This is a genomic window from Acidovorax sp. NCPPB 3576 (genome assembly GCF_028473605.1).
GTDB lineage: Bacteria > Pseudomonadota > Gammaproteobacteria > Burkholderiales > Burkholderiaceae_C > Paracidovorax.
The window spans coordinates 3,709,208-3,734,969 of sequence record NZ_CP097267.1; the positions used below are offsets into that span (position 1 = coordinate 3,709,208).

Below are 25,762 nucleotides of genomic sequence, written 5' to 3' on the forward strand. Positions count from 1 at the left end.
CGGCGGGCCTGCGGCAGGGGCGCGTGCCCTGGCGCCGTCCTCGATGGCCGGACGGGAACGCCTGATAGCGCCCTTCCCGGCACCCGTGGCGCAGGACCTGCAAAAACCGCGCCGGCGCGGCCGTCGCGCCGCCCACTGTCAATCCACCACGGTCAGCTTGGCCACCGAGAGCGCCAGCCACTTGGTGCCATGCCGGGGAAAGTTCACTTGCGCGCGCGCATCGTCCCCGGTGCCTTCCAGCGCCAGCACCTTGCCCTCGCCGAACTTGGTGTGAAACACCCCCAGCCCCACGCGCAGCCCGTGCGATGGCGCGGCCTTCTGCACCGGAACCGGCGGGCTGGCGAACGATTCCGACCTGGAGCCAAATCCGCCTCTCGCGCTAGATCCATATGCACCGCCAGCTCCTGAATTAGGAGCAAACGTGCCAAACCCCTGCTGCTTGGGCGTGATCCATTTCAGCGCGGCCTCGGGCAGTTCGTCGAAGAAGCGGCTCTTGACGTTGTAGCGCGTCTGCCCATGCAGCAGCCGCGTCTGCGAATGGCTCAGGTACAGGCGCTTTCGGGCGCGGGTGATGGCCACGTACATCAGGCGCCGCTCTTCCTCCAGCCCCTCGCGGTCGCTCATGGCGTTCTCGTGGGGGAACAGGCCCTCTTCCATGCCGCCAATGAACACGGCGTCGAATTCGAGGCCCTTGGAGGCGTGCACGGTCATCAACTGAACGGCGTCCTGGCCGGCCTGGGCTTGGTTGTCGCCGGCCTCCAGGGCCGCGTGCGTCAGGAAGGCGACCAGGGGCGAGAGCGTCTCGCCGGTATCGGTGTCCACGATGCCCGCCACACCACCGGGCAGGGGCTCGCCGGTCGTCGGCAGCGAGGGGTCCAGGCCCTGGCTCACCGGGCTTTGCGTGAGCAGCGTGCCGTGCTCGTCCACCGGCAGCGCGATGGCGTCGCGCCCGAAGCCTTCCTGCGTGACGAAGCTCTCGGCCGCGTTCACCAGTTCCTGCAAGTTTTCGATGCGGTCGGCGCCTTCCTTTTCGGAGCGGAAGTGCTCCAGCAGGCCGCTCGATTCCAGCATCTGCTCGATGATGCCGCGCAGGGTCATGCCCTGCGTCTGCTCGCGCAGCACATCGACCAGGGCGACGAAGCTGCCCAGGTTGGCGCCGGCCTTGCCCGGCACCGCCGTGACGGCATCGTGCAGCGAACAGCCCGCGCTGCGCGCCGCGTCCTGCAGCACCTCGACCGTGCGCGCGCCGATGCCACGCGGGGGGAAGTTGACGACGCGAAGAAAGCTCGTGTCGTCGTGCGGGTTCTCCAGCACGCGCAGGTAGGCCAGCGCGTGCTTGACCTCGGCCCGCTCGAAGAACCGCAGGCCGCCGTACACGCGGTAGGGCACCGCGGAATTGAACAGGGCCGACTCGATCACCCGGCTCTGCGCATTGCTGCGGTACAGCACGGCCACTTCCTTGCGCTCGAAACCATCGCTGCGCACGAGCTGGCGGATTTCCTCGACCATCCACTGCGCCTCGGCCAGGTCGGTGGCGGCTTCGAACACGCGCACCGGCTCGCCCGGCCCCTGCGTGGTGCGCAGGTTCTTGCCCAGGCGCTTGCTGTTGTGGCTGATGAGGGCGTTGGCCGAATCGAGGATGTTGCTGTAGCTGCGGTAGTTCTGCTCCAGCTTGATCTGGCGCTGCACGTCGAACTCGCGCACGAAGTCGGCCATGTTGCCCACGCGCGCACCGCGGAAGGCGTAGATGCTCTGGTCGTCGTCGCCCACGGCGATCACGCTGCCGCGCGCCTGGAACTGGCCGTCCGCCACATCGCCCGCGAGCTGCTTGAGCCAGGCGTACTGCAGCTTGTTGGTGTCCTGGAACTCGTCCACCAGGATGTGCTGGAAGCGCCGCTGGTAATGCGCGCGCACCGGGTCGTTGTCGCGCAGCAGTTCGTAGCTGCGCAGCATCAGCTCGCCGAAATCGACCACGCCCTCGCGCTGGCACTGCTCTTCGTACAGCTGGTACAGCTCGACCTTCTTGCGGGCATCGGCATCGCGCGCGTCCACGTCGCCCGGGCGCAGGCCCTCTTCCTTGCAGCCGCTGATGAAGTACTGCACCTGCTTCGGTGGAAAGCGCTCCTCGTCGATGTTGAACTGCTTGCACAGCCGCTTGACGGCCGAAAGCTGGTCCTGCGTGTCCAGGATCTGGAAGGCCTGAGGCAGGCCGGCCAGCTTGTAATGCGCGCGCAGCAACCGGTTGCACAACCCGTGGAAGGTGCCGATCCACATGCCGCGCACGTTCACCGGCAGCATGGCCGACAGGCGCAGGACCATCTCCTTGGCGGCCTTGTTGGTGAAGGTGACGGCCAGGATGCCGCCGGGCGTGGCGTAGCCGTTTTGCAGCAGCCAGGCGATGCGGGTGGTGAGCACCCGGGTCTTGCCCGAGCCCGCGCCCGCGAGGATCAGGGCATGCCCGGCGGGCAGCGTGACCGCGGCCAGTTGCTCGTCGTTCAGGTTCTGCAACAGGGGGGAGGCGGCATCGGACTGCGGCGCGGGGCCGGCGTCGCCAGCACCGAAAGGCGCTGGCGCGCCGGAAAACAGGTCGTGTGGGAGCATACCGCCATTGTAGGAACCTCCACCGGCAGCCCCCGCCGTGGGGCTGCTCGGCGCTACCCCTCGCTGCGCGGGCGGGCCGGCAGCGGCGACATGCGGCGCAGGCCGTCCACCGCGTCGGCTTCGAAGTCCTTCCACAGCGCGTCGCGGCGCTGCAGGGTCTGCGCCACCTCGCCATGCCGCTGCTGCGCCACGGCGGACACCAGCGCGTTGCACAGGAAGAACGCGGCGGTATAGGAGTCGAAAGGGGACGCGTTCGCCGTGCCCACCAGCAGGCTGTGGTGGGCGCAGGCCACGATGGGCGCTGCCGCGCTGTCGGTGATGGCGATCACGGTGCAGCCCTGCTGCCGGAAATGCTGCGCGGCCAGCAGCGCGCCGTTGGAATAGCGGCGGATGGTGAACACCAGCAGCACGTCCTGCGGCTCGGTCCACAGCAGCCGGTCCACCGCGAAGGGCGCGCCCGCGCCCAGTTCCAGCACCTGCGGGCGGCACATGTTCAGGTGGGTGGTGAGGTAGGAGGACACGGGCACGCTGTTCTTCTCTGCCATCACGAAGACGCGCCCGGTGCACCCGCTGATCGCGTTCACCACCGATTCGAAAACGCCCATGTCCAGCCCCTGCCGCGTAGCCGTGAGGTTGTGCTGGTCGTGCAGCAGCGCATCGTCCACGCACTCGGCCAGGGTGCGGTCGCTGCCGATGGTGGCGCGCGTGCGCTGTGCGGGTGTCTGCAACAGCACGGTCACCTCGCTGCGGGCTTCGCGGCGCACCTCGGCCAGGCTGGCATAGCCCAGCTTGGCGAACAGGCGCACCACGGTGGAGGCGCTGGTGCCCGCGCGCGCGGCCATGGCGCTGGCCGAGTCGAGCAAGCCATCGGGGTAGTGGCGCTGCAGGTCGTCCGCCAGCGCACGTTCGCTGGCCGTGAGGGTGGGGGCGTGGAGTACGAGCCGTTCGGTCAGGAGCATGGCAGGGATGGGGGAAATCGACGGGGATGGGCGAGCGTAATGCAGCGCAGCCCCGGATCGATCGCACGTCGCCACCACATTGCAATGACTGTTTCATGAATATATGATTATTGAAATATTCATTTCATTCACGCCACCGGTCCACCCGCATGATCACCGCCATCGAAACCGCACCTCCCGCCGCCGGCCCCGCCCTGCCACCCGGCGCACAACCCGTCCTGGAGTGGCTCGCCTCGCAGGAGAGCGCCATGTTCGACCTGCTGCGGCAGGTCGTGGACACCGACAGCGGCAGCGGCCATGTGGCGGGCGTGCAGCAGGTCGCGGCCCTGCTGCGCGGGCGCCTGGAGGCGGCCGGCATCGCTGTGCAAACCCTGCCGCAGCCGGGCTGGGGCGAATGCCTGCTGGCCCGCATTCCGGGCAGCAACCCGGCGGCCGCGGGCCACCTGCAGCTCATGGGCCACATGGACACGGTGTTCCCCTTGGGCACGGCGGCAGAGCGCCCCTGGCGGGTGGAAGCCGGCAAGGCTTACGGGCCCGGCGTGGCGGACATGAAATCCGGCCTGGTCATGAACGTCTTCGTGGCCGAGGCACTGGCCCGGTTCGGCGGCAACGCCTCGCCCGTGCACCTGTTCTTCTCGTGCGACGAAGAGGTCGGCTCGCCCGCCTGCCGAACGGTGATCCGCGAAATCTCCCAGGGCGCGCGCGCCGTGCTCAACGCCGAGCCCGGCCGCATCACCGGCAACGTGGTGGTCGAGCGCAAGGGCTCGTACCGTATCGATTTCGAGGTGCAGGGCGTGGCCGCGCATGCGGGCATCAACCCCGCGCAAGGGGCCAGCGCCATCGAGGCCCTGGCGCGCAAGACCGTGGCGCTGCATGCGCTCAACGGCTGCGAGCCGGGCGTGACGCTCAACGTCGGCTTCATCCAGGGCGGCATGGCTTCCAACGTGGTCGCGCCGCTGGCGCGGGCCCATCTGGACCTGCGCTACACGGCCGAGAACGACCTCGAGGCCGTGCTGGACCGCATCCGCGCGGTGATCGAAGAAGAATCGCTGCCCCGCACCAGTGGCCGCATCGTGGAGCAGACGGGCACGCTGCCCATGGCCAAAACCCCGGCCGACCTGCTGGCCGCCTACCAGCGCAGCGCGGCGCAGGTCGGCTTCGCGGTCGAGGGCGAATTCACCGGCGGGGCCGCCGACAGCGGCATCACCTCGTCGATGGGCATCCCATCGCTGTGCGCGCTGGGCCCGGTGGGCGGATACGCCCACAGCGAGCGCGAGTTCTGCGACCTGACCACCTTCGTGCCGCGGGCCCAGGCGCTGGCCCTCACCCTGCTGGCGCTGGGCTGACGGCAGGCCAGGCCAGGCCGCGCCGCTGGCGGCGCGCCACGCCATGGCCTTGCCCTGTTTTCACCGTTTGCCTTTTCATTTGCCCTTGCCAATGCCATGACTTTTCGCACCGCCCCTTCCTCGACCGACGCCCGCCAACTGACCCGCCGCCAGATACTGGCCTCCAGCCTCGGGCTGGGCCTGGCCGGCCTGCCCGCCGTGGCCAGCCGGGCGGCAGAGACCTACCCCGCGCGCCCGATCACGCTCGTCGTGCCCTTCCCGCCCGGCGGCTCGGTGGACGTGATGGCGCGGCAATACGCCGAGCCGCTCGGCCGCATCCTGGGCGTGCCCATGGTGATTGACAACAAGCCCGGCGCGGGCGGATCGATCGGGGCGCAGTTCGTGGCCCGCTCCAAGGCCGACGGCTACACGCTCGTGGTCTCCTCGCAAAGCAGCCACCTGGCCAATCCGCTCGTGCAGCCCAACCTGGGCTACGACCCCATCAAGGACTTCGACAACATCGCCATCCTGGGCCGCCAGCCCAACGTGCTCGTCGTGCACCCCAGCCTGCCGGTGAAGACCTTCGCAGAGTTCGTCGCCTACGCCAGGCAGCGCCCGGGCCAGCTCAACTTCTGCAGCGCCGGTGCCGGCAGCATGGGACAGCTCAATGTGGAAATGATGCAACTGGCCATCGGCACCCAGGCCGTGCACGTGCCCTACCGCGGGGGTTCGCCGCTCATCACCGCCGTGCTGGCCAACGAGGTGCAGTTCACGCTCGACAACCTGGTCATCTTTCTGCCGCACATCCAGGCCGGCAAGCTGCGCGCGCTGGCCGTGGCGTCGCCCCAGCGCCTGCCGCAACTGCCCGACGTGCCCACCTTTGCCGAACTGGGCCAGGCCCCGCTCAACCAGACGTCCTGGACCGGCATCGCCGCGCCCGCCAACACGCCGCCCGCCATCGTGTCCACGCTGCACAAGGCCATCCGCACGGCGGCCACGGAGCCCTCCATGCTGGAGAACCTGCGTGGCCGCGGCGTGATCGCGCCGGAGGACATGTCACCGGCCGGCTTCGAGAAGATGATGGCCGAGCGCCTGGTGGCCTACGGCGACGTGGTGCGCCGCGCCAACGTCAAGCCCGAGTAGGCTATTGCTGCGCGGCCAGCCATCGGCCCGAGCCCGGCGCATCTGTGGGAACATGGCGCGCAACACCACTGCCGCCCCACGCTGCCTGCCCATGCGCCCACAACACCTTCCATCCCTGCCTGCCCTGTCCCTGCTGGCCGCTCTCGGTTGTGCCCCGCTGCTCGCACAGGCACAGGCGTCCTGTTCCAGCGACGGCGTGGCCCAGCCCGTCGCGCTGTACGAACGCTTCATCAACGCGGACTGCGAATCCTGCTGGGCCGGACCGCCTTCGCACGCGCCTGGCGCGAGCGCTCTGGTGCTCGACTGGATCGTGCCCGGTAGCCTGGAAGACGACGCGCCGCTGTCCGCCGCCGCCACGCGCGATGCACTGCAGCGCCTGCAGGACCTGGGCCGCAGCGTGCCGCGCTTCTCGGATACCCACACGGCCCAAGTGCAGCCCCTGCCCGGCCGGCTGCGCGTGGCGAACGGCCTGGCGATGAACGACTACCTCGGCACCGGCATCGCCTTTCAGCCCGCGCCCCGCCAGCCGCTGGCGGCCGGCAGTTACGCGTACACGCTGGTGCTGGTGGAACGGGTGCCGGCGGGCACCGCAGGCACGCCCATCGAGCGCCATGTGGTTCGAAATGCCCTACAGGGCAATTGGAACGCCGGCATATCGCTATCAAAAAAGGAGCAACCATCCTGGATGGAGAACCGATCCATGCGTGCTCCGGAAGGGGCCAACACCGATCGCCTGTTCGTCGCGGGCTGGCTACAGGATGCGCAGGGCCGCATCGTGGCCGCGGCGCAGTCCCGTTGCGCACCAGGGTCTTGAGCGGCGGGTAGAATCAGTCACCGGGCCCAAGTTTCTTGACGCCCGGTTTTTTTGTGCCTGCGCACAGCAGGGTCCGGTGCCATCCATTGCGGCGGCACCCGCAAAGCCGGTCAGCAAGCCAAGCGCCCACCGTGGCGGAAATCCTTCCGCCGCGTCCTTCAATGGAGCTTGGAAATCTGATGGAAATCTTCGACTACGACAACGTCCTGCTGCTGCCGCGCAAATGCCGCGTGGAAAGCCGCTCCGAGTGCGACGCCAGCGTGACGCTGGGCCAGCGCAGCTTCCGCCTACCCGTGGTGCCGGCCAACATGAAAACGGTGGTGGACGAGAAAATCTGCCGCTGGATGGCAGAGAGCGGCTACTTCTACGTCATGCACCGCTTCGACCTGGACAACGTGCAGTTCGTGCGCGACATGCATGCAGCGGGGTGCTTCGCCTCGATCTCGCTCGGCGTGAAGCAGCCCGACTACGACACCGTGGACCGACTGGCGGCCGCCGGCCTGGTGCCCGAGTACATCACCATCGACATCGCCCACGGCCATGCCGATACCGTGAAAAACATGATCGGCTACCTCAAGGACAAGCTGCCGGGCGCGTTCGTCATCGCAGGCAACGTCGGCACGCCGGAGGCCATCATCGACCTGGAAAACTGGGGCGCCGACGCGACCAAGGTGGGCATCGGCCCGGGCAAGGTGTGCATCACCAAGCTCAAGACCGGGTTCGGCACCGGCGGCTGGCAACTGTCGGCGCTCAAATGGTGCGCGCGCGTGGCCACCCGGCCCATCATCGCGGACGGCGGCATCCGCGACCATGGCGACATCGCCAAGAGCATCCGCTTCGGCGCGACCATGGTCATGATCGGCTCGCTGTTCGCTGGCCATGAAGAATCCCCCGGCAAGACGGTGGAAGTGGATGGCGCCTTATTCAAGGAATACTACGGCTCGGCCAGCGACTTCAACAAGGGCGAGTACAAGCACGTGGAGGGCAAGCGCATCCTCCAGCCCATCAAGGGCACGCTGGCCAGCACGCTGGTGGAGATGGAGCAGGACGTGCAAAGCTCGATCAGCTACTCCGGCGGCCGAAAACTCATGGATATCCGCAAGGTGAACTACGTGATCCTGGGCGGGGACAATGCGGGCGAGCATTTGCTGATGTGACGTGCGGCCTGGACCGCCGGCCACGGCGGTTCGAATGGGCCGCGGCTTGGATGAAACACCGACCCGGCAACGGCAAATTTTTCTGCCGCACTTGCAGACGCCACAAATCTTGGTGCATAATTCGAGGCTCTGCAGCAATGCAGGCAACTTTTAAAAAAGTGGGTTCTTAGCTCAGTTGGTAGAGCAGCGGACTCTTAATCCGTAGGTCGAGTGTTCGAGTCACTCAGGACCCACCACTTATACAAGCCGCAAGGCAAAAAAAGCCGACGCTATCGAACATAGCGCCGGCTTTTTGCATTTCCGCGATCTGCTTCGTCGCAGCAATGCCCCCTTTCGATGCGCGCGACCCGAGGTCCTGTCGGGCAATCCCTCCTGCAGTGGGCGCGTTCTGCCTACAGCAGCCGTCCCTGGGCGCGCCTTAGGTTCATGTCTCCCCCTTCTTTCCTTCAGGAGACCGACATGAACCAAGCCCCAGGTGTGCAACCCGATCGCATCGATGTCAACGACGCAGCCCTCGTCACCCAATGGGCCGACAAACTCGCAGTGAGCGAGCTGCAATTGAAAGAGGCCGTGGCGGCTGTCGGCGACAAGGCCGCCGATGTGGAAATGCACCTCAAGGGTTCACGCAGCATCACCAACGATGACCGCGTGGAACAGCTCGGCGCTGATCGCTGATCAACCGCCGGGAGCAACCACCCATGTCCCAAAAGACCCTGGCCGATCTGGCCGAGAAGATGCGCGACATCGACATCGCGATGCTGTCCACCCACACCGACGGCGGCACCATTGCCGGCCGGCCCATGAGCAACAACCGGGAAGTCGACTACGACGGCACCTCCTGCTACTTCACCTGGGAGCAGTCGCGCATGGTGGCAGACATAGAGCGCTCCCCGCAGGTGTCACTGGCCTTCCAGGGAGCCAAGGCTTTCATGGTGGCGGTACAAGGAAACGCCGAACTGGTGCGAGACCGCGCCACCTTCGCCGATCACTGGACGCCTGACCTGGACCATTGGTTCAAGGATGGCATCGAGACCCGCGGACTCATCATGATCCGGGTGCATGCTTCCCGCATCCATTACTGGGATGGCGAGGACGACGGCGACATCACCGTGTGACGGCGCAGATGCGATGGGGCATCTGCGCCGCACGGCAGCACGCCGCCGGGACAGGGGTCACCCCCCGTCGCCCGCCGTGCCCGTGATGGGCAGCACGATGCCAGTGATATAGCTGGAGCACACGGGCGACGCCAGGAACACATAGGCCGGAGAAATCTCTTCCGGTTGCGCAGGACGGCCCAACTCTGTCTTGCTGCCGAATTGCGCGATGCTCTCTTCGCTCCGGTCGGCGGGATTCAGGGGCGTCCACACAGGGCCGGGCGCCACTGCATTGACGCGCACACCCGCTTCGGCCAGGTTGCTCGCCAATGCCTTCGTGAACGCATGGATCGCGCCCTTGGTGGCGGAGTAGTCCAGTAGTTCCTTGCTGCCGCGCAGCCCGGTGACCGACCCGGTGTTGATGATGGCCGCCCCGCGCTTGAGGTGCGGCAACGCGGCCTGGGCCATGTGGAAGTAGCCATAGACATTGGTCTTGAACGTTTCGTCGAACCGCTCTTCGGTCAGGTCCGCCAGCGATTCCGCATGCTCCTGAAAGGCGGCGTTGTTGACCAGCACATCCAGCTTGCCGAACGTGGAAACGGTCTTGCGCACGGCCCTTTGGCAGAAGGCGGCGCTTTTCACATCGCCCGGAATCAGCACACAGCGGCGCCCTTCTTTCTCGACATGCTGGCGCGTGATTTCGGCGTCTTCATGCTCGTTGAGGTACACGATGGCCACATCGGCCCCTTCACGGGCAAACAGCACGGCCACTGCGCGGCCGATGCCGGAATCCCCGCCCGTGACGATGGTGGAAAAGCCTTCGAGCTTGCCGCTGCCCTGGTATTTGGGGGCCTCGAATTGGGGAGCCAGTTCCATGTCGGCTTCGAGGCCAGGCTTTTCCAAATGCTGCGCTGGCATGGGCGGCGCCGGGGCGGCGCGGCCGGCGCCGGGTGCCGCGGTCTTGCTTGCGGCTTTCCTGGATGGGGCTGCAGATTTGGATGGAGTGGCCTGGTCCTTCGCATCCTGCTCGTTTTGGATTCGCACCTGTTTGCGCGCGACGGCTTCGGTATCAGTCGTCTGCGCAGGGCTGCCTTTGTGCTGGGCTTTGCCTGCAGCGGGCACGCCGGTTTCGGGCTTGGTTCTGGAGGTGGGAGAAGTGGGCATGAAGAAGCTCCTGGCATGTGGCGGATCGCAGCGCGGCGCCCCATGGCGGGACATGCCGGCTGCCGAAGACGCACGAGGCTGCGTGCACGCCAGGTGGGGGCCGCGTCGGAAAACGCGCCGTCCGGATGAAGGCGCTCTCTCGGGGACGGCTCTGTCCCCGCCGGGCTGAAATAGAGCGCGTGCGATCCGGCCTTGTCGCGCAATGCGCGCATCAGGCGCACCGTACGCGATGCCTGAGCCGGCAACCGTGAAAAAGCGCCCAGCGATAATGCAGTGCACATGCAATCCCTGCGCCACGTCCGCCTCCTCGCCCGCCTGATCCTGGCGTGGTTCGTGGTGTCGCTCGGCGTGGCGGTGGCTGCGCCGTTCGTCCATCCGCAACGCATCGAATTTGTGTGCTCGGCCGGTGGTGAGCTGCGATGGGTGGTGTCCGGCGTGGGCGAGGATGCCGCCGTGCCGACGGGCCATGGCCTGGAATGTCCGCTGTGCCTGCCGACCGCACTGCCGCCGCCCTCGATCCGCGCACAAGCCCATGCCCAGCTTGTACCGACGCACATCACGGGCCCGCTCTACCGCGCTCCGCTGACCACTGCAGCGGGTGCGCCGTTTCCCCCTCGCGCGCCACCGCGGGCGTGAAACCCAGGCGGGCCATGCAGCGCCATGCCGCGCTCGGCCCAACGCCTAGCCCCTTACCTACCTACCCCGTTGGAGGATCGCTGCACGCATGCGCTGCGCGCGCGCAAGCCGTCCATCCGCTTTCAGAATTCAAGGAGCTTTCATGCAAAAGACACATTTTTCCGCGTTCGCCATCGCCATGGCCTTTTTGACGGCTACGGCCGCACATGCCCAAGTCACCGTGCAGGACGCCTGGGTGCGCGCCTCGGTGCCGAACCAGAAGGCCACCGGCGCGTTCATGCGGCTGAGCGCCGCGAAAAACACGCGCCTGGTGTCAGTCAGTTCGCCCGCTGCGCCATTGGCAGAAATCCACGAGATGAAGGTGGAAGGCGATGTGATGAAGATGCGCGAGGTGCCCGCGATCGAGTTGCCTGCGGGCAAGGCCGTGGACCTCAAGCCCGGTGGCTACCACGTCATGCTGATGGACCTGCCCAAGCCCGTGAAGGAAGGCGACACGGTGCCGCTCACGCTCGTGTTCGAAGGCCAGGACGGCAAGCGCGAATCGTTGGAGGTGAAGGCCCAGGCGCGTGCCGTGAGCGCCAGCCAGGCGCCCGCAGGCCACGATGAACACAAGCACTGATTCGCCGATGGGACAAGGTGCACAGGCCCACTGCGCCTTGCCCCGATTCAACGCATATCCGCAAGTCTGTGACAAGGGGCCGGCACAATACCGCGCTCGCCCATGATGCCGCCCCACCGCTTCCCTCACGTCCTGCGCTTTGCCAGCGCCCATCGGTCCTTCGTTGCGCTGTGCCTTCTGGCCTGGTTGATGGCGGGCGCAGCGCAAGCTGCCATCCGCATTGCCGACGACCGGCAGCAGACCGTGGAGCTGCCACGGCCGGCAGCGCGCATCGTGTCGCTGCAGCCGTCGCTGACCGAAACGGTCTGCGCGCTGGGCGCATGCGATCGCCTCGTCGGCGTGGATCGCCATTCCAACTGGCCCGAGTCGGTGCGCCAGTTGCCGCAGGTGGGCAGCCTGGCGGATGCGCATGTGGAGCGCATCGTCGCGCTGCGGCCCGACCTGGTATTGGTGCGTCCGCGCAACCGGGTGGTGGAGCGGCTGGAGAGTCTGGGCATCAAGGTACTGGCGCTGGATGCCAAAACGCATGCGGACATGCGGCGCAACATGGAGGCGGTGGCACACGCCATCGGCAAGCCGGGAGCGGGCGAGGCGCTGTGGCACCGCACCGACGTGCGGCTGGACGAGGCCCGCGCCCGCGTGCCGGCCGCGTGGCAAGGCCGGCGCGTTTACTTCGAACTGCACGGCGGCTCGGCGGCGGCGAGCGAGGCGTCGTTCATCGGCGAAACGCTGACCCGGTTGGGGCTGCGCAACGTAGTGCCCGGCAGCCTGGGCGCGTTTCCCAAACTGGGCCCGGAATACGCGGTTCGGGCCGAGCCCGACCTGCTCATCACCAACGAAGGCCGCGGCACGCCGCCGATTGCAGCGCGCCCAGGCTGGGGCACCATGGCGGCGGTGCAGCGCGGTCGGTTTTGCCGCATTGCCGAGTCGCACTTCGACGTGATGGTGCGGCCCGGCCCGCGCATCAACGAGGCGGCGCAAGAAATCCTGGATTGCCTGGCTTCGGTGGACCGGCGCCCACCGCCGCAGTGAACGCCAAGGATGCTGCGGCCTTGACGGCACAGGCTGTATGGCCTGCAAGTCGCTACAAAAACAATAGCATCATGCCCTAGTATTAATTGCCATTGATCCCGTTTTCTATCGGAAAGTGTCGATGTAACAGCGGTGAAAGCTCATTTTTTAATAGCATCTTGGGATTGAGCCCAGGCATCCGCTGCCAGATAGCGAGCCTGCCAGCGCTGCGCCAGCCACTCGGCCCGGTGCAGGGGCACGCGGGCCGCGTCGAAGTCCACCACGCAGGCCCCGTGCGCCGACGCCGGCCGGTCCGGCTGCTCGCGCGTGCGGGCATCGGTGAGCAGCCAAAGCCAGCCTTGCCGGCCGCGCGCGCCCTGCAACACCTCTCCCGCCCGGGCCACCGCGCTGAGCAGCGGTGTTCCGCCCCCGCCGCCGATGGGCGCCACCCACCCATCGCTCCAGGCGGGCGCCCGTTGCGGCGGTACGCGCAACTGCACGCCGCTGCCGCCAAAACACAGCAGCGCCACATCGTCCCGGTGGCGATAGGCCTCGCCCATCAGCGCCAGCAGCACGCCCTTGGCACGCGCCAGCCCGCCGCTTGCGACCATGGAGGCCGAGCAGTCGAGCACGAAGCAATGCAGCCGTCCGGTGTGTGCCTGCGCGGGGTGATGGCGCAGGTGTTTCTTTTGCAATGGGACGGCGCCGCCCCGGGCCACGAAGGTGCGGGGCCAGTCCCAGGGTCCAGGTCGGTTGCCGCCCGGCTCGCGATGGGCATCGCCATGCCCCCGGTCTCCCTGGCGCGCCATGGCACGCCCGGGGCGGGGGCTCAGGCTTTTTTTGGTGCGGTGTCCTGCCCGCCGCGCGGCACCAGCGGCCGCACGGGCTTGAAGGCCTGCGTGCCCACCGGCTCGGGCGGCAATGCGCCCCAGTCCGTGGACCCGGCAGATGGTGGAACGCCAACGCCGTTCGCGGGCGATGGCGCAGTTGCCATGGCCGAATCCGTCCGTGCGGAAGAACCGGCGTCGGCAGGGTCATCGCTTTTGCCGTCGCCCTGCCCAGGGCTTTCGCTCTGGCGGTCGGGCTGCTGTGGGTTCGAAGGAATTGGCGGTTTCTGCATGGGGGCCGGTGGCGCCTCGCCATCCGCATGCCGGCGATGCGCCAGCACCAATTCCGCCACCTGCGCCACATGGCTGGCCTGCACGGCGGATGCCCCTTCCCATGCCGCCAGCGCGCGGGCCGCGCGCAGCATGACGATGTCAGCCCGGAGCCCATCCACCCTGGCGGCGATGCAACGCTGGCCGACATCGGCCATCACCGCATCCGGCCAGGGCAGCGCGCCGGGGTGGGCAATGCGCTCCCGTGCCATGCGCAGGCGCTGCGCCAGGTCGGCCTGAACATCGGCAAAGCGCGCACGAAAGCCCTCAGGGTCCATGTCGAACGCCAGTCGCGACCGCACGATGGCTTGCCGCTCGGACGGCTCCACCACATTCGCCAGTCGCACGCACAGGCCCAGCCGGTCCAGCAACTGCGGGCGCAACTGGCCCTCTTCCGGATTCATGGTGCCCACGAGCACGAAGCGCGCCGCGTGGCGGTGCGAGATGCCGTCGCGCTCCACCACGTTGATGCCGCTGGCGGCCGCATCCAGCAGCGCATCGACCAGCGCATCGGGCAACAGGTTGATCTCGTCCACGTACAGCACGCCGCCATGCGCACGCGCGAGCAGTCCCGGGGCAAAGCGCACGGCGTTGCCGGCCATGGCCTGCTCCAGGTCCAGCGTGCCGGCCAGGTGTTCCAGCGATGCGCCCAGCGGCAGCGTGACGAAGGGGGCGCCTTCGATCAGCTCGGCCAGTGCCCGCGCGGCAGTGGATTTGGCCGTGCCGCGCGGGCCCTCGATCAGCACGCCGCCCAGTTGCGGGTCGATGGCCGCCAGCAGCAGCGCCTGGCACAGCTGCGGCTGGCCGGCCACCGCGGCGAAAGGGAAAAGCGCGGGCAAAGAGGGTGTGGTGGCGTCGTACATGCTGGGGAGTATGGGATGCGATGTGAGCGTCAAAGGCAGCGCTTTGCCGCGCCTAATGGCAGCGGAATGGCAGAGCGCCAGCGAACTGCGCGTGCTGGTCACCGCCTTGTGCAATCAGAGAAATACACGGCAGCATTCGCTGCTGGCGGCGACCTGAGACCGCTTCGGAATCGCTGAACAGCGGGTCGATGCCGCCCTCGGAGAAGGCCAGGGACTGAATGTCATCACTGGGCTTTTCGAGCCGGTGCGGCGGCAAAGCGCCGAACCATGCCCGAATGCCTTCGAAATCCACGCGCTTCCCGAACGGCAGGATCAGGGCATCGAGATCCATCATCTGCCCGCGCCCTCCTGCCATTGCTCATGCTCCAGCAGCAGGTCTTCCAGCGCCTGCCGGTAATCGCCAGGCTCTTGCCACAGGCCACGCTGCATGGCCTCCAGCAGGCGCTCCAGCATGTCGCGCAATGCGGCGGGATTGTGCGTGCGCACGAAGTCGCGCGTGCCGGCATCCAGCACATACGCATCGGCCACCAGCGCGTAGTGGTGATCACTCACCTGGCGCGTGGTGGCATCGAAGCCGAACAGGTAGTCCACCGTGGCGGCCATTTCGAAGGCGCCCTTGTAGCCGTGGCGCTTGGCGCCGTCGATCCATTTGGGGTTGGTGACGCGCGCGCGCACCACGCGGCCGATCTCTTCCTTGAGCGTGCGGATGCGGGGCGCCTGGGGGTTGGCGTGGTCGCCGTGGTACAGGGCGGGCTGCCGGCCCGACAGGTGCCGCACGGCGGCGGCCATGCCGCCCTGGAACTGGTAGTAGTCGCTGGAGTCGAGCAGGTCGTGTTCGCGGCTGTCCTGGTTCTGCGCCACCACGTCCAGGCCCTGCAGCCGGCGTGCGAGCGCATCGCCAGCCGGCTCGCCCGCGGCCTCCTGGCCGTAGGCATGCGCGCTCCAGCCCACGTAGGCGCGGGCCAGGTCGCCATCGTCCTGCCAGTCGCCGGTCTGGAACAGGCCATTCAGACCCGAGCCGTAATGGCCGGGCGGCGCGCCGAACACGCGCCAGCCGGCCTGGCGGCGTGCGGTGGCCCCGTGCACCCCCTGCCGCTGCAGCGCCTCGCATTCTTCGAGGATGCGGGCGCGGATGGGGTTTTCCTCGGCGTCCTCGGCCTCCAGCGCTGCCACGGCCTGCACGGCCGCGTCGAACATCTGCACCGTGCCCGGGAACGCATCGCGAAAGAAACCGGAGATGCGCAGGGTGACGTCGATGCGCGGGCGGCCCAGCCCCACGCGCGGCACCACCTCGAAATCGACCACGCGCTGGCTGCCCGCCGCCCAGCGGGGCCGCACGCCGATCAGCGCGAAGGCCTGCGCGATGTCGTCGCCGCCCGTGCGCATGGTGGCCGTGCCCCAGACCGACAGGCCCAGCGTGCGCGGGTATTCGCCATGCTCCTGCAGGTAGCGCTCCAGGATGCGCTGGGCGGACTGCTGGCCCAGCTCCCACGCGGTGCGGGTGGGAATGGCGCGCGTGTCCAGGGTGTAGAAGTTGCGCCCCGTGGGCAGCACATCGGGCCGGCCGCGCGACGGCGAGCCGCTCGGGCCCGGCGGAACGAACTGACCGCTCAGGCCGCGCAGCAGTTGGCGCAGCTCTTCGCCACCGCAAGCGTCCAGCGCGGGCGCCAGCGTTCCCTGCACGCGCGCCAGCACGGCCTGCGTGCGCGGCCACTGTGCGGCGGCCAGGGCAGCGGCCGAGCCATCCTCCAGCAATTGCTGGGCGAGCAACTCCAGCCGCTCGCGCGTGTCGCCATGGTGCCGCCAGGGGTCTGCCGTCACCGCCTGCAGCGCTTGGGGCCGTGGGCCCTGCCAGGGCTGCGCCGCCTCGATCTGCAGCGGATCGAAAGACTCGCCAGACAGCAGGTCGTCGGCCAGGGCCTGCAGCAACCCGGCCTGCGCGCCCTGCCCGTCGCCCGCCGGGTAGCGTGCCAGCGCCAGCAGCGTGTCGCGGCGCTGGCGCCCTGTGGGCGAGGCACCGAAGACATGCAGGCCGTCGCGGATCTGCGTTTCTTTCAGCTCGCACAGGTAGGCATCGATGCGCGCGAGGATGGCATCGTCGTCCGGCGCGCCGCCGGCCGATGCGTCCAGGTCCAGCTCTTGGAGCAGGTGCTGGCGGCGCACCGCATCCAGGATCTGCCGGCGCAGCAGCGCGGAGCGGCGCGCGTCCACCAGCAGTGCGTCGTAGTACTCGTCCACCAGGCGCTCCAGGTCCTGCAGCGGGCCATGGTTTTCGGCGCGGGTGAGCGGCGGCATGAGATGGTCGATGATGACCGCCTGGCTGCGGCGCTTGGCCTGCGCGCCTTCGCCCGGGTCGTTCACGATGAAGGGGTACAGGTGCGGCAGCGGCCCCAGGATCGCGTCGGGCCAACACTCTTGCGACAGCGCCAGGCTTTTGCCGGGCAGCCATTCGAGGTTGCCGTGCTTGCCGACATGCACCACGGCGTCGATGGCAAACACGTCGCGCAGCCAGAAGTAAAAGGCCAGGTAGCCGTGCGGCGGCACCAGCTCGGCATCGTGGTAGCTCGCGTAATCCTGCGCACCGGCAGCGCCCTGCCCTTGCGCCGCCGCATTGGCGCGCGCCGGCTGAATGCCGACGAACACGTTCCCCAGCCGCAGGCCCGCGATCATGAAGCGGCCCTGGCGCAGCAGCGGGTCGGCCTCGGGCGCGCCCCAACGGTCGCGGATGGCTTGCGCCATGGCCCCAGGCAATGCGGCCAGCCGTGCCGAGTAGTCGGCCAGCGCGTAGCTCTGCCAAGCCGGGCGCAGCGGCCACTGCGCGGGGTCGTTCGCAATGCCTTGCTGCAGCACGCGCATCAGGGCGTCGCCGTCGGCCGGCAACGTGGCGGGGTCACCCAGCGCATAGCCTTGCGCGCGCAGGCGCTGCACGATGCCGATCACCGACGCGGGCGTGTCCAGGCCCACGCCGCTGCCCAGGCGCCCCTCGCTGCCTGGGTAGTTGGCCAGCACCAGCGCCAGCCTCTTGTCCGCGTTGGGAAGGCCTCGCAGTCGGCACCAACGCTGGGCCAGCGCAGCGACGAACGCCACGCGGTCGGGCTCGGGCTGGTAGGCCACCACATCGGCCTGCGTGAAGGCGCAGCGGTGCGACAGCCCCTTGAAGCTGATGGCGCGGGTGACGATGCGCCCGTCCATCTCGGGCAGCACCACCTGCATGGCGATGTCGCGCGGGCGCAGGCCCTGGCTGTCCGCCCACCAGTCCTCGCGGTTTCCGCCACTGGCGATCACCTGCAGCACCGGCGCATCGCCCGCGAGCGCGGCACCGTCCTCCAGCGCCGCGAAGGCCGTGGTGTTCAGCACGAGCTGCACCGCATGCTGACGGCACAGGTCCTGCAGGGTGGACAGGCACAGCGGGTCCTTGAGCGAATCGAGCGCCACAGGCAGCGGATTGAGCCCCTGCTGCGCCAGCGCCAAGGCCAGCGCGTCGAACGCCGCAGTGTTGCCTGCCATGAGGTGCGAGCGATAGAACACCAGCGCCACGACAGGCGCACCAGGCACCCAGGCCGCGCGCAAGTCGTCGATGCCGGCCACCGTATGCCCCGCCGGCCGCTCCGCGCCCAGCGCCGCAGGCACATGCACAGCCGCCTGCGGCAGGCTGCGCGGAGGCAGTGGCGCATCGCCATGACCCAGCCCGTGGAAGGCCACCGCCCGTAAAAACTGCAGCGCATTGCCCGCGCCACCGGCCCGCAGGTACTGCCACAGCAGACGGCACACCGAGGGGGCCAGCGTGCTGCGCTCCACCAGGTGCGGGTCTTCCTGCAAATCGCCCGAGAACATGGCCAAGCGCTGCCCCTGCCGGCGCGCAAGCGCGCCGATCTGCTGGATGCCGTAAGGCCAGGCCGATTCGGAACCCAGGTGGTCCACGATCACCACGCGCGCGTGGCGCAGCACTTCATCCAGGTACAGGTCCAGCGACGCGGGCTGGCGCAGGTACAGCAGGTTGGCCACCCGCACGGAAGGAAAGCCCGGCTGCGTGCGCGCCAGTTCGGCACAGGCGGCGGAAAGCAGTGCAAGCGTGGTGTCGGCCGAACTGAGCACGACGATGTCCGCCGGGCTCTGGTCCAGGCGGGTGATGACGGTCTCGTCCTCGACGAAGCCGCCCGGGCGGGTGCTCAGCAGGTGCATGGCAACGGGCCGGGCCGGACTATCGCGCCCGCATCAGGCGCCAACGCCGTCGAGCCCGGCACGCAGTGCGGCGGCGTCCAGCGCCTGGCCGATGAACACCAGCCGCGTGCGGCGGTCCTCGCCCTCGCGCCATGCGCGGTCGAAGTGGTGATCCAGGCGCCGGCCCACGCCTTGCAGGAGCCAACGCATGGGTTTGCCCGGAATGGCGGCGAAGCCCTTCACGCGCAGGATGGCGTGCTGCTCCACGAGGCCCGCCAAGGCGGTCAACAGGCGGTCGCGGTCCACGGCCGGCAGGTCGATCACGTGCGCGTCGAACTCGTCGTGGTCGTGGTCTTCTTCATGGTCATGGTGGCTCTGGCGCTGGTCGATGGAGGCCTCGGACGCCTTGGACAGGCCCAGCAGCACATCCAGCGGCAGGCGGCCCTGCTCGGACTGCACCACCTTCACGGAAGAGGGAATCTCCGCGCGCACCAGCGCCTGCACGCGGGCCAACGCATCGGCGTCCACCAGGTCGGTCTTGTTGAGCACCACCAGGTCCGCAGCGGAGAGCTGATCCTCGAACAGTTCATGCAGCGGGGACTCGTGGTCGAGGTTGGGGTCCGCGCGGCGCAGGGCGTCCACGGCCTGCGGATTGGCGGCGAACTGGCCGCTCGCGGCGGCCGGCGTGTCCACCACCGTCACCACCGCATCCACGGTGAATACGTTCGCGATCTCCGGCCACTGGAAGGCCTGCACCAGCGGCTTGGGCAGCGCCAGGCCCGAGGTCTCGATGAGCACCGCATCGATCTGGTCGCGCCGCTCGGCCAGGAGCTTCATCACTGGAAAAAACTCTTCCTGCACCGTGCAGCACATGCAGCCGTTGGCCAGTTCGTAGAGCGCGCCTTCGCGCTCGTTGCCCGCATCGTCGCAGCCGATGCCGCAGCCCTTGAGGATCTCGCCGTCGATGCCGAGTTCGCCGAACTCGTTGACGATCACCGCGATGCGGCGGCCGTCGGCGTTGTCGAGGATGTGGCGCAGCAGCGTGGTCTTGCCGCTGCCCAGGAAGCCGGTGACGATGGTGGCGGGAATCTTGGACGTTTGCATATCGGTTCTTTCGGTGCCGCAGACGGCGTAACGGCGGAATTATCCGGGAACCCGCCGAACCGTCTCCCGCGGGACAGGCGACGTCAGCGGCACACCTCCCAAAGTGGGGCCTGCACCATAATCGTGACCCTGTGCCCTGCGGCGACGGGGCGTGCCAACAGGCACGCGGACCGCACCCCGACCCCACGGCGGCACGGCCCTTTCGCCCGCCCCCTGCCCACACCGAATCCATGAACCCTGAAGCCCACAACATCTGGCGCGCACCGCGCTGGGCCCTGGCCGTCCTGCTGGCACTGCTGGGCATGCTGGGCCCTTTTTCCATCGACACCTACATTCCCGCGTTCTCAGGGATCGCCGCGGCACTGGGCGCCTCCCCGGTGGAAATGCAGCAAACGCTGTCGGCTTACCTGTTCGGCTTTGCCTTCATGACGCTGTTCCACGGAGCGCTGTCGGACAGCTTCGGGCGCAGGCCCGTGGTGCTGTGGGGCATTGCCGTGTTCACTCTGGCGTCGGCAGGTTGTGCGATGTCGGAAAGCATCGGCCAACTGGTCATCTTCCGCGCGCTGCAAGGCCTCTCGGCGGGTGCCGGCATCGTGGTGTCGCGCGCAGTGATCCGCGACATGTTCCCGCCTGCCCAGGCGCAGCAGGTGATGAGCCAGGTCACCATCTATTTCGGAGTGGCACCAGCCATCGCCCCCATCATCGGCGGCTGGCTGTTCGTGCACGCAGGATGGCACAGCGTGTTCTGGTTTCTGACCGGCATCGGGGCGGCGCTCTGGCTGGCCAACTACCGCCTGCTGCCGGAAACGTTGCATGTCGAGCAACGCCAGCCGTTCAATGCGCGGCATTTGCTTCGCGGCTATTGGGAGCTGGGCTCGAGCCCTCGCTTTCTGCTGCTGGCGCTGGCCAGCGGTGTCCCGTTCAATGGCATGTTCCTGTACGTGCTGGCAGCGCCGGCCTTCCTGGGCGACCACCTGGGGCTTGCCCCCACGCATTTCTTCTGGTTCTTCGTGCTGACGATCTCGGGGATCATGGGCGGTGCCTGGCTCAGCGGGCGGCTGGCGGGGCGCATCGCGCCCAAGCGGCAGATCCGCCACGGCTTCCTGATCATGTTCTCGATGTCGATCCTGAACCTGCTCGCGAACTGGCTGTTCAAGGCGCACGTGTCCTGGGCGCTGCTGCCCATCGCGGTGTTCGCATTCGGCTGGGCGCTCATGGTGCCGGTGGTCACTCTGCTGGTGCTGGACTTGCACCCGGAGCGGCGCGGCATGGCGTCGTCGCTGCAGGCCTTCGTCGGGTCATCCGCCAACGGGCTGGTGGCGGGTGTCGTCGCGCCGCTGGTCATGCATTCCACGCTGTGGCTGGCCGGTGCCTCACTGGGAATGATGTGCGTGGGGCTGGGTGCCTGGGTTTACCTGCACCACCGTTGGCCGGACGTCGGCCGCACCGCAACGGCTGACTGACAGAGGGCGGTCGAACGGCCGCCGCTTCGCTAATGCCGCTGTCCGTGCCACACGCGGTGCCGCAAACGTCGGCTCAGCCGCCCCGGCGGCGATCCGTGTCCTGGGTTTGGTAGTAGCGCATCTTCTCGGCATACATGGCTTGATCCGCCCGGTTCACCGCGGCCTCCAGTTGATCGCCCGATGCGGCGCTGGAAATCCCCATGGCCAGGCTGAGCGGCCGGCCAGGATAGAACTGATTGTTCAAATCGAGCAGCGAGCTGATGCGATCCATGAGTGAATGCGCACCGCGCTCGTCGGTCGCGGGCATCAGCACGGTGAACTCGTCGCCGCCAATGCGCGCTGCGCATGCGGGCGCATCGACGGCCTTGGCCAGGACCTCGCCGACGCGGCGCAGCATGGCGTCGCCGGCCGCGTGGCCTTCCTCGTCATTGATCGACTTCAGGCCATTCATGTCGATCACGAGGACGGCCACCGGCCACGGGCCCTTGCGTGTCAGCCGGTTCAGTTCCTCGACATAGAACGCGCGGTTGCGCAACTGGGTCAGCACGTCGTGCTTGCCCAGGTATTCCAGATAAGCCTCCGCCTTTTTGCGCGCAGTGATATCCACCAGGGACAGCAGCACCATGCCCCAGTCGTGCGCGTGCTCAGGCAGGATGGCGAACTGCATGTGGATGTTCACCGCATCGCCGGACAGCGCGTAGTTCACCACCTCGCGCTGCTGAAACAGCTTGCCATCCCACAGGTCCAGCAACTGCTCCGCGAAGGACTCCTGCATTTCCCCACGGAACACCTTGCCGATGTGGTGCAGCAGCATCTCCTTGGAATCGGCACCGAACATCGAAAGGGTTTCCCGATTGACGTCGATCACGCGGATCTCATGCATGCAACGCACCACGAAGTCAGGGTGCACTTTGAGGAAGGTCTTGAAATCACGGATACCCTGCGAGCGCACATCGTCCAGCAGCCGCTTGACCGCACTGAAGTCTTCCACCCACAGCGATACCGGCGAATTTTCGAAAAGACCCCGCGCATAAAACTCACTCTCCTGCAGCGCGCGCCTTGCCTGAAGCTGAGCCGTGTTGTCCTCCAGGGACACCAGAACGCGGCTCCAATCGCCTTCATGGCCAGGCAGGATGCGCCCTCGGATCTGCACATCCAGCCGGCGGCCATCGAGCGTGTAGTTGACCGCCTGGTTGGAAAACTCGGTCGCACCGGACCACAGCTGCTGCATCTCGGGCAAAGCCTGCTTGTGCATGTCATCGCGAAACACGAGACCGAGAGAGGCCTCCAGCGTGGCCTGATCCGGCGCGGCGAACAGATCCAGCGTCCGCTGATTCACTTTGAGAATCTTGAGGCACTCCCCATACTGCCGAAGGCAGGATGGGTGCTCATGGACGTGCTCGGAAATGTTTTCCACCCCCTCGCTGCGCCAACGGTCAAAGAGGTGCTTGAGCGCGCTGTAGTCCTCCAGCCAGAGCGATACAGGCGCAAGGTTGAACATGTGTTCGAAGTCCGCGCCCGAGGGTGAGGGCAAAGAAGACGGCATCTGGAACCTCCAATCAAGCGGACGATTGTCGGTCAGGCGCCGGTCATACCGTTCCATACTGCAGCCTGCCCATAAAAAAAGCCAACCCCGAGGGGTTGGCTTTTAAAGTCAGATGCAGCAGTCTGCGGGCAAATCAGCGAGCAGGACGCGCGGGGCGCTTGCGTGCATCGTGCGGCACGAAAGGCTTGCCGCCGCCAACTCCGGGCTTGGCAAAAGCTGGCTTGCGGGGAGCGAACTCACCACGGGGAGCGAAATCACCCCGAGGGGCAAAGTCACCGCGTGGAGCGCCACCTTCATTGCGGCCACCACCAAAGCCATTGCCACGGGCAGCGTCGCCAAAGCCCGGCTTGCGGCCATAGCTGTCGCCATCGCGGCGGGCACCGCCACCAAAGCCACGGTCATCACGCGGAGCGGCATGACCACCAGCGCCTTGGTAACCACCGGCGGCAGCACGGGGAGCAGGAGCGCCACGGCCACCGAAACCGCTGCGGTCGTTGCCTGCAAAACCACCACCGAAACCACCACGGCCTGCGCCCGCTGGCTTGCGATCACGCGAGAAACCATCACGGCTCTCGAAGCCACCTGGGCGACTGCGGCCACCGAACTCGGGACGGGCCTGTGGAGCGCGCTGCTGAGGCTCCAGACCAGGCACCACTTCCGACTTGAACTGCTGCTTGCTGTAGCCTTCGATGTCGAAAATCTTACGGCGATCGCGGAACTCGGCGAACGTCACGGCCAAGCCGTCGCGGCCTGCACGGCCTGTCCGGCCAATGCGGTGGGTGTAATCCTCTGCCTTCATGGGCAGGCCATAGTTGAACACGTGCGTGATCGTGGGCACGTCGATGCCGCGAGCAGCCACATCGGTGGCCACCAGCACCTGCACCTGGCCGCTGCGCAGCGCCATCAGACGGCGGTTGCGCAGGCCTTGGCTCAGGGCGCCATGCAGCGCCACGGCCGAGAAGCCTTCCTGCTGCAGGTCATTGGCCAAGCCGTCACATTCGACTTGCGTGCTGGCGAAAACGATGGCTTGGTTGATCGTCGTGTCACGCAGCCAGTGGTCCAGCAGCTTGCGCTTGTGCTGGGCGTTGTCGGCCCAGAACAGCACCTGCTTGATATTGGCGTGCTTTTCCTGCGGGGAGTCGATCTGGATCTTCTGGACCGAAGAGCCGTTATCGTGCATCACACGCATGGCCAGTTGTTGAATGCGGGGCGCAAACGTGGCGCTGAACATCATGGTCTGCTGACGCTGGGCGGTCAGCTGATTCAGTTCGGCCAGGTCATCCGAGAAGCCCAGGTCCAGCATGCGGTCGGCTTCGTCCACCACCAGGAATTGCACCTGATCGAGCTTGATCTGCATCGAGCGTTGCAGATCCAACAGGCGGCCTGGCGTCGCCACCACCAAGTTGGCGTTCTGCAGCTTGGCGATCTGGAGTTGGTAGGGAATGCCACCCACCACATTGGCCACGCGCAGGCCGCGGCAATGCTTGACCAGCTCGATGGCGTCATGGGCCACTTGCTGAGCCAGTTCGCGGGTGGGGCACAGAATCAGGGCGCCAGGTGCAGCGGCCTTGAAGTTGCGTGGGTTGGTTGGGTCCTTGCGCTTGCGCTTGGGGGCTGGCTCGCCACGGGCCACAGCCTCGGCAGCAGCACGGTCGAATTCGTCGCGGGCGGCGGCATCGGCCTCGGCCTGCTGGCGAATCAGCGTGTGCAACACAGGCAGCAGGAAAGCGGCAGTCTTGCCACTGCCCGTCTGGCTCGACACCATCAGATCGATGAATTGGCTGGACTCATCGCCCGAGCCCATGGCCAGGGGGATTGCGCGTTCTTGAACACTGGTGGGCTGGGTGTAGCCCAGGTCGGCCACGGCCTGAACCAGTTCAGGCGCCAAGCCCAGACGAACGAAGCCGTTGGGCAACGCGGGCACTGCGTCTTCCGCCACTACGGAGGATTCAGCGGACTCGATGGATTCACCGGTTTCGACCACGGAAGATGCCAGCGTTTCAACGGCAATAGAGGATTCAGCAGGCGCGAATTCGCCCTGCACTTGCAAAGTGTCAGTCATATTTTTCTCACACGAAGACGGCCGCAGGCGTGGCCTGCGGAGGCTTCGTCAATGGTTAAAAAACATCAACCATCAAACGAAACCAGCGCCAGCATGCTGCTGGGCAGGTGGGCATTAGCGCGGGATCCAGGCTGAAGGAATTCAGCAGGCCGCAGGCCCAGTGTGTGAAGGGAGATGCACAAACTGCGCGAGATTTCCGCGCAGCCAGCGATTATTGCACGGCTGGGGTTTTCCCGCAATGCATTCCGTTAAACAAAGCGTTATGCGCTCAAAGCGCCAGCAGATGGGTGCGGTAGTGGGCCAATTCGTCGATCGACTCATGCACATCCGCCAGCGCCGTATGCCTCTGCGCTTTCTTGAAGGTGGTGTACGCCTCGGGCTTCCAGCGTTTCGCCAGTTCCTTGAGGGTGCTGACATCCAGGTTGCGGTAGTGGAAAAACACCTCCAGCCGCGGCATGTATTTGACTAAAAAGCGGCGATCCTGCCCGATGCTGTTGCCGCACATGGGCGCAGTGCCCTTGGGTACATAGCGCGACAGGAAGTCGATGATCTGCTGCTCGGCCTCGGCCTCCGTCACGGAGGAGGCGCGCACTTTTTCGATCAGGCCGCTGCGGCCGTGCGTGCCCTTGTTCCATGCGTCCATTCCATTCAGCAACGCATCCGACTGGTGAATGGCAAACACAGGGCCTTCTATCCGCGGGTCTAGGCTGGGGCCCGTGACCACGACGGCGATTTCCAGCAGGCGGTCGGTTTCCGGGTTCAGCCCGGTCATTTCACAATCGAGCCAAACTAGGTTTTGGTCGGATTTGGGTAGCACAGGGACAGTGGGGTTGGCGATGTCGGACATGGCCGGCATTGTCGCCGATGGCCTAAACTCGCAGCA

The 25,762-nt window shown here is 67.1% G+C and carries 21 protein-coding genes and 1 tRNA gene; 11 read left to right on the forward strand and 11 right to left on the reverse strand.

Going from position 1 to position 25,762, the window contains the following annotated elements:
* Window positions 1-138: 138 nt before the first annotated feature.
* Together M5C98_RS17070 and M5C98_RS17075 are read right to left on the reverse strand one after the other, a co-directional pair.
* Window positions 139-2,601 (reverse strand): UvrD-helicase domain-containing protein, encoded by a 2,463-nt coding sequence (locus M5C98_RS17070; RefSeq protein ID WP_272548657.1) that lies wholly within the window; start codon window positions 2,599-2,601, stop codon window positions 139-141.
* 53 nt (window positions 2,602-2,654) lie between these two features.
* The gene (locus M5C98_RS17075) at window positions 2,655-3,560 is read right to left on the reverse strand and encodes a MurR/RpiR family transcriptional regulator (protein ID WP_272548658.1); all 906 of its coding nucleotides are present in this window, start codon (window positions 3,558-3,560) and stop codon (window positions 2,655-2,657) included.
* A 149-nt stretch (window positions 3,561-3,709) separates the two neighbouring features.
* On the opposite strand from M5C98_RS17075, the gene M5C98_RS17080 reads away from it, so the two are divergent.
* The 7 genes from M5C98_RS17080 (at window position 3,710) to M5C98_RS17110 (ending at window position 9,114) form a co-directional block, all read left to right on the forward strand.
* Window positions 3,710-4,906: a M20 family metallopeptidase gene (locus tag M5C98_RS17080; RefSeq protein ID WP_442867192.1), complete on the forward strand. Its 1,197-nt coding sequence runs from the start codon at window positions 3,710-3,712 to the stop codon at window positions 4,904-4,906.
* 96 nt (window positions 4,907-5,002) lie between these two features.
* The gene (locus M5C98_RS17085) at window positions 5,003-6,028 is read left to right on the forward strand and encodes a Bug family tripartite tricarboxylate transporter substrate binding protein (RefSeq protein WP_272548659.1); all 1,026 of its coding nucleotides are present in this window, start codon (window positions 5,003-5,005) and stop codon (window positions 6,026-6,028) included.
* 91 nt (window positions 6,029-6,119) lie between these two features.
* Window positions 6,120-6,842: a hypothetical protein gene (locus M5C98_RS17090; RefSeq protein WP_272548660.1), complete on the forward strand. Its 723-nt coding sequence runs from the start codon at window positions 6,120-6,122 to the stop codon at window positions 6,840-6,842.
* Between the two features lie 179 nt (window positions 6,843-7,021).
* Window positions 7,022-7,999, forward strand: coding sequence for a GMP reductase (locus tag M5C98_RS17095; protein WP_272548661.1), 978 nt, complete (start codon window positions 7,022-7,024; stop codon window positions 7,997-7,999).
* A gap of 160 nt (window positions 8,000-8,159) precedes the next feature.
* A tRNA-Lys gene (locus tag M5C98_RS17100) sits at window positions 8,160-8,235 on the forward strand.
* A gap of 223 nt (window positions 8,236-8,458) precedes the next feature.
* Window positions 8,459-8,674 (forward strand): DUF3606 domain-containing protein, encoded by a 216-nt coding sequence (locus M5C98_RS17105; RefSeq protein ID WP_272548662.1) that lies wholly within the window; start codon window positions 8,459-8,461, stop codon window positions 8,672-8,674.
* A 23-nt stretch (window positions 8,675-8,697) separates the two neighbouring features.
* Window positions 8,698-9,114: a pyridoxamine 5'-phosphate oxidase family protein gene (locus M5C98_RS17110; protein ID WP_272548663.1), complete on the forward strand. Its 417-nt coding sequence runs from the start codon at window positions 8,698-8,700 to the stop codon at window positions 9,112-9,114.
* A gap of 57 nt (window positions 9,115-9,171) precedes the next feature.
* Here the strand turns inward: M5C98_RS17110 and M5C98_RS17115 are convergent, their stop codons facing one another.
* On the reverse strand, window positions 9,172-10,257 hold the full coding sequence (locus M5C98_RS17115; RefSeq protein ID WP_272548664.1) for an SDR family oxidoreductase: 1,086 nt from the start codon (window positions 10,255-10,257) through the stop codon (window positions 9,172-9,174).
* A gap of 279 nt (window positions 10,258-10,536) precedes the next feature.
* Here M5C98_RS17115 and M5C98_RS17120 point away from each other — a divergent pair, with 279 nt between their 5' ends.
* The 3 genes from M5C98_RS17120 to M5C98_RS17130 all read left to right on the forward strand — a co-directional run bounded on the left by M5C98_RS17120 (window position 10,537) and on the right by M5C98_RS17130 (window position 12,544).
* On the forward strand, window positions 10,537-10,893 hold the full coding sequence (locus M5C98_RS17120; RefSeq protein ID WP_272548665.1) for a DUF2946 domain-containing protein: 357 nt from the start codon (window positions 10,537-10,539) through the stop codon (window positions 10,891-10,893).
* A gap of 142 nt (window positions 10,894-11,035) precedes the next feature.
* A complete protein-coding gene (locus tag M5C98_RS17125; RefSeq protein ID WP_272548666.1) occupies window positions 11,036-11,512 on the forward strand; it encodes a copper chaperone PCu(A)C in 477 nt (158 codons plus the stop codon).
* 102 nt (window positions 11,513-11,614) lie between these two features.
* Window positions 11,615-12,544, forward strand: coding sequence for an ABC transporter substrate-binding protein (locus M5C98_RS17130; RefSeq protein ID WP_336298481.1), 930 nt, complete (start codon window positions 11,615-11,617; stop codon window positions 12,542-12,544).
* A gap of 140 nt (window positions 12,545-12,684) precedes the next feature.
* On the opposite strand, the gene M5C98_RS17135 is transcribed toward M5C98_RS17130, so the two are convergent.
* Genes M5C98_RS17135 through cobW form a run of 5 tightly spaced genes read right to left on the reverse strand, consistent with a single transcriptional unit; the run spans window position 12,685 to window position 19,808 of the window.
* A complete protein-coding gene (locus M5C98_RS17135; protein WP_272548667.1) occupies window positions 12,685-13,332 on the reverse strand; it encodes a vWA domain-containing protein in 648 nt (215 codons plus the stop codon).
* Between the two features lie 20 nt (window positions 13,333-13,352).
* Window positions 13,353-14,543: an ATP-binding protein gene (locus M5C98_RS17140; RefSeq protein WP_272548668.1), complete on the reverse strand. Its 1,191-nt coding sequence runs from the start codon at window positions 14,541-14,543 to the stop codon at window positions 13,353-13,355.
* A 52-nt stretch (window positions 14,544-14,595) separates the two neighbouring features.
* Window positions 14,596-14,877, reverse strand: a complete 282-nt coding sequence (locus M5C98_RS17145) for a hypothetical protein (RefSeq protein ID WP_272548669.1) — start codon at window positions 14,875-14,877, stop codon at window positions 14,596-14,598.
* Window positions 14,874-18,725, reverse strand: coding sequence for a cobaltochelatase subunit CobN (cobN, locus tag M5C98_RS17150; protein WP_272548670.1), 3,852 nt, complete (start codon window positions 18,723-18,725; stop codon window positions 14,874-14,876). The genes M5C98_RS17145 and cobN overlap by 4 nt, the downstream gene beginning before the upstream one ends.
* Window positions 18,726-18,758: 33 nt before the next feature.
* Window positions 18,759-19,808, reverse strand: coding sequence for a cobalamin biosynthesis protein CobW (cobW, locus tag M5C98_RS17155; RefSeq protein WP_272548671.1), 1,050 nt, complete (start codon window positions 19,806-19,808; stop codon window positions 18,759-18,761).
* A gap of 230 nt (window positions 19,809-20,038) precedes the next feature.
* Between cobW and M5C98_RS17160 the strand changes: the two genes are divergently transcribed.
* On the forward strand, window positions 20,039-21,271 hold the full coding sequence (locus M5C98_RS17160; RefSeq protein ID WP_272548672.1) for a multidrug effflux MFS transporter: 1,233 nt from the start codon (window positions 20,039-20,041) through the stop codon (window positions 21,269-21,271).
* 73 nt (window positions 21,272-21,344) lie between these two features.
* Here M5C98_RS17160 and M5C98_RS17165 read toward each other — a convergent pair whose 3' ends face one another.
* From M5C98_RS17165 to orn, 3 genes are all read right to left on the reverse strand, one after another.
* Window positions 21,345-22,817 (reverse strand): sensor domain-containing diguanylate cyclase, encoded by a 1,473-nt coding sequence (locus tag M5C98_RS17165; protein WP_272553317.1) that lies wholly within the window; start codon window positions 22,815-22,817, stop codon window positions 21,345-21,347.
* A 133-nt stretch (window positions 22,818-22,950) separates the two neighbouring features.
* The gene (locus M5C98_RS17170; protein WP_272548673.1) at window positions 22,951-24,879 is read right to left on the reverse strand and encodes a DEAD/DEAH box helicase; all 1,929 of its coding nucleotides are present in this window, start codon (window positions 24,877-24,879) and stop codon (window positions 22,951-22,953) included.
* 268 nt (window positions 24,880-25,147) lie between these two features.
* Window positions 25,148-25,726 carry an oligoribonuclease gene (gene orn, locus M5C98_RS17175; protein ID WP_272548674.1) on the reverse strand — a complete coding sequence of 193 codons (579 nt, stop codon included), beginning with the start codon at window positions 25,724-25,726 and terminating at the stop codon, window positions 25,148-25,150.
* Between the last annotated feature and the right edge of the window lie 36 nt (window positions 25,727-25,762).

Coding starts and splice junctions, on each gene's coding strand:
- M5C98_RS17070 (WP_272548657.1), bottom strand. CDS start 2,601: ATGCTCCCACACGACCTGTTTTCCGGCGCGCCAGCGCCTTTCGGTGCT.
- M5C98_RS17075 (WP_272548658.1), bottom strand. CDS start 3,560: ATGCTCCTGACCGAACGGCTCGTACTCCACGCCCCCACCCTCACGGCC.
- M5C98_RS17080 (WP_442867192.1), top strand. CDS start 3,710: ATGATCACCGCCATCGAAACCGCACCTCCCGCCGCCGGCCCCGCCCTG.
- M5C98_RS17085 (WP_272548659.1), top strand. CDS start 5,003: ATGACTTTTCGCACCGCCCCTTCCTCGACCGACGCCCGCCAACTGACC.
- M5C98_RS17090 (WP_272548660.1), top strand. CDS start 6,120: ATGCGCCCACAACACCTTCCATCCCTGCCTGCCCTGTCCCTGCTGGCC.
- M5C98_RS17095 (WP_272548661.1), top strand. CDS start 7,022: ATGGAAATCTTCGACTACGACAACGTCCTGCTGCTGCCGCGCAAATGC.
- M5C98_RS17105 (WP_272548662.1), top strand. CDS start 8,459: ATGAACCAAGCCCCAGGTGTGCAACCCGATCGCATCGATGTCAACGAC.
- M5C98_RS17110 (WP_272548663.1), top strand. CDS start 8,698: ATGTCCCAAAAGACCCTGGCCGATCTGGCCGAGAAGATGCGCGACATC.
- M5C98_RS17115 (WP_272548664.1), bottom strand. CDS start 10,257: ATGCCCACTTCTCCCACCTCCAGAACCAAGCCCGAAACCGGCGTGCCC.
- M5C98_RS17120 (WP_272548665.1), top strand. CDS start 10,537: ATGCAATCCCTGCGCCACGTCCGCCTCCTCGCCCGCCTGATCCTGGCG.
- M5C98_RS17125 (WP_272548666.1), top strand. CDS start 11,036: ATGCAAAAGACACATTTTTCCGCGTTCGCCATCGCCATGGCCTTTTTG.
- M5C98_RS17130 (WP_336298481.1), top strand. CDS start 11,615: ATGATGCCGCCCCACCGCTTCCCTCACGTCCTGCGCTTTGCCAGCGCC.
- M5C98_RS17135 (WP_272548667.1), bottom strand. CDS start 13,332: ATGGCGCGCCAGGGAGACCGGGGGCATGGCGATGCCCATCGCGAGCCG.
- M5C98_RS17140 (WP_272548668.1), bottom strand. CDS start 14,543: ATGTACGACGCCACCACACCCTCTTTGCCCGCGCTTTTCCCTTTCGCC.
- M5C98_RS17145 (WP_272548669.1), bottom strand. CDS start 14,877: ATGATGGATCTCGATGCCCTGATCCTGCCGTTCGGGAAGCGCGTGGAT.
- cobN (WP_272548670.1), bottom strand. CDS start 18,725: ATGCACCTGCTGAGCACCCGCCCGGGCGGCTTCGTCGAGGACGAGACC.
- cobW (WP_272548671.1), bottom strand. CDS start 19,808: ATGCAAACGTCCAAGATTCCCGCCACCATCGTCACCGGCTTCCTGGGC.
- M5C98_RS17160 (WP_272548672.1), top strand. CDS start 20,039: ATGAACCCTGAAGCCCACAACATCTGGCGCGCACCGCGCTGGGCCCTG.
- M5C98_RS17165 (WP_272553317.1), bottom strand. CDS start 22,817: ATGCCGTCTTCTTTGCCCTCACCCTCGGGCGCGGACTTCGAACACATG.
- M5C98_RS17170 (WP_272548673.1), bottom strand. CDS start 24,879: ATGACTGACACTTTGCAAGTGCAGGGCGAATTCGCGCCTGCTGAATCC.
- orn (WP_272548674.1), bottom strand. CDS start 25,726: ATGTCCGACATCGCCAACCCCACTGTCCCTGTGCTACCCAAATCCGAC.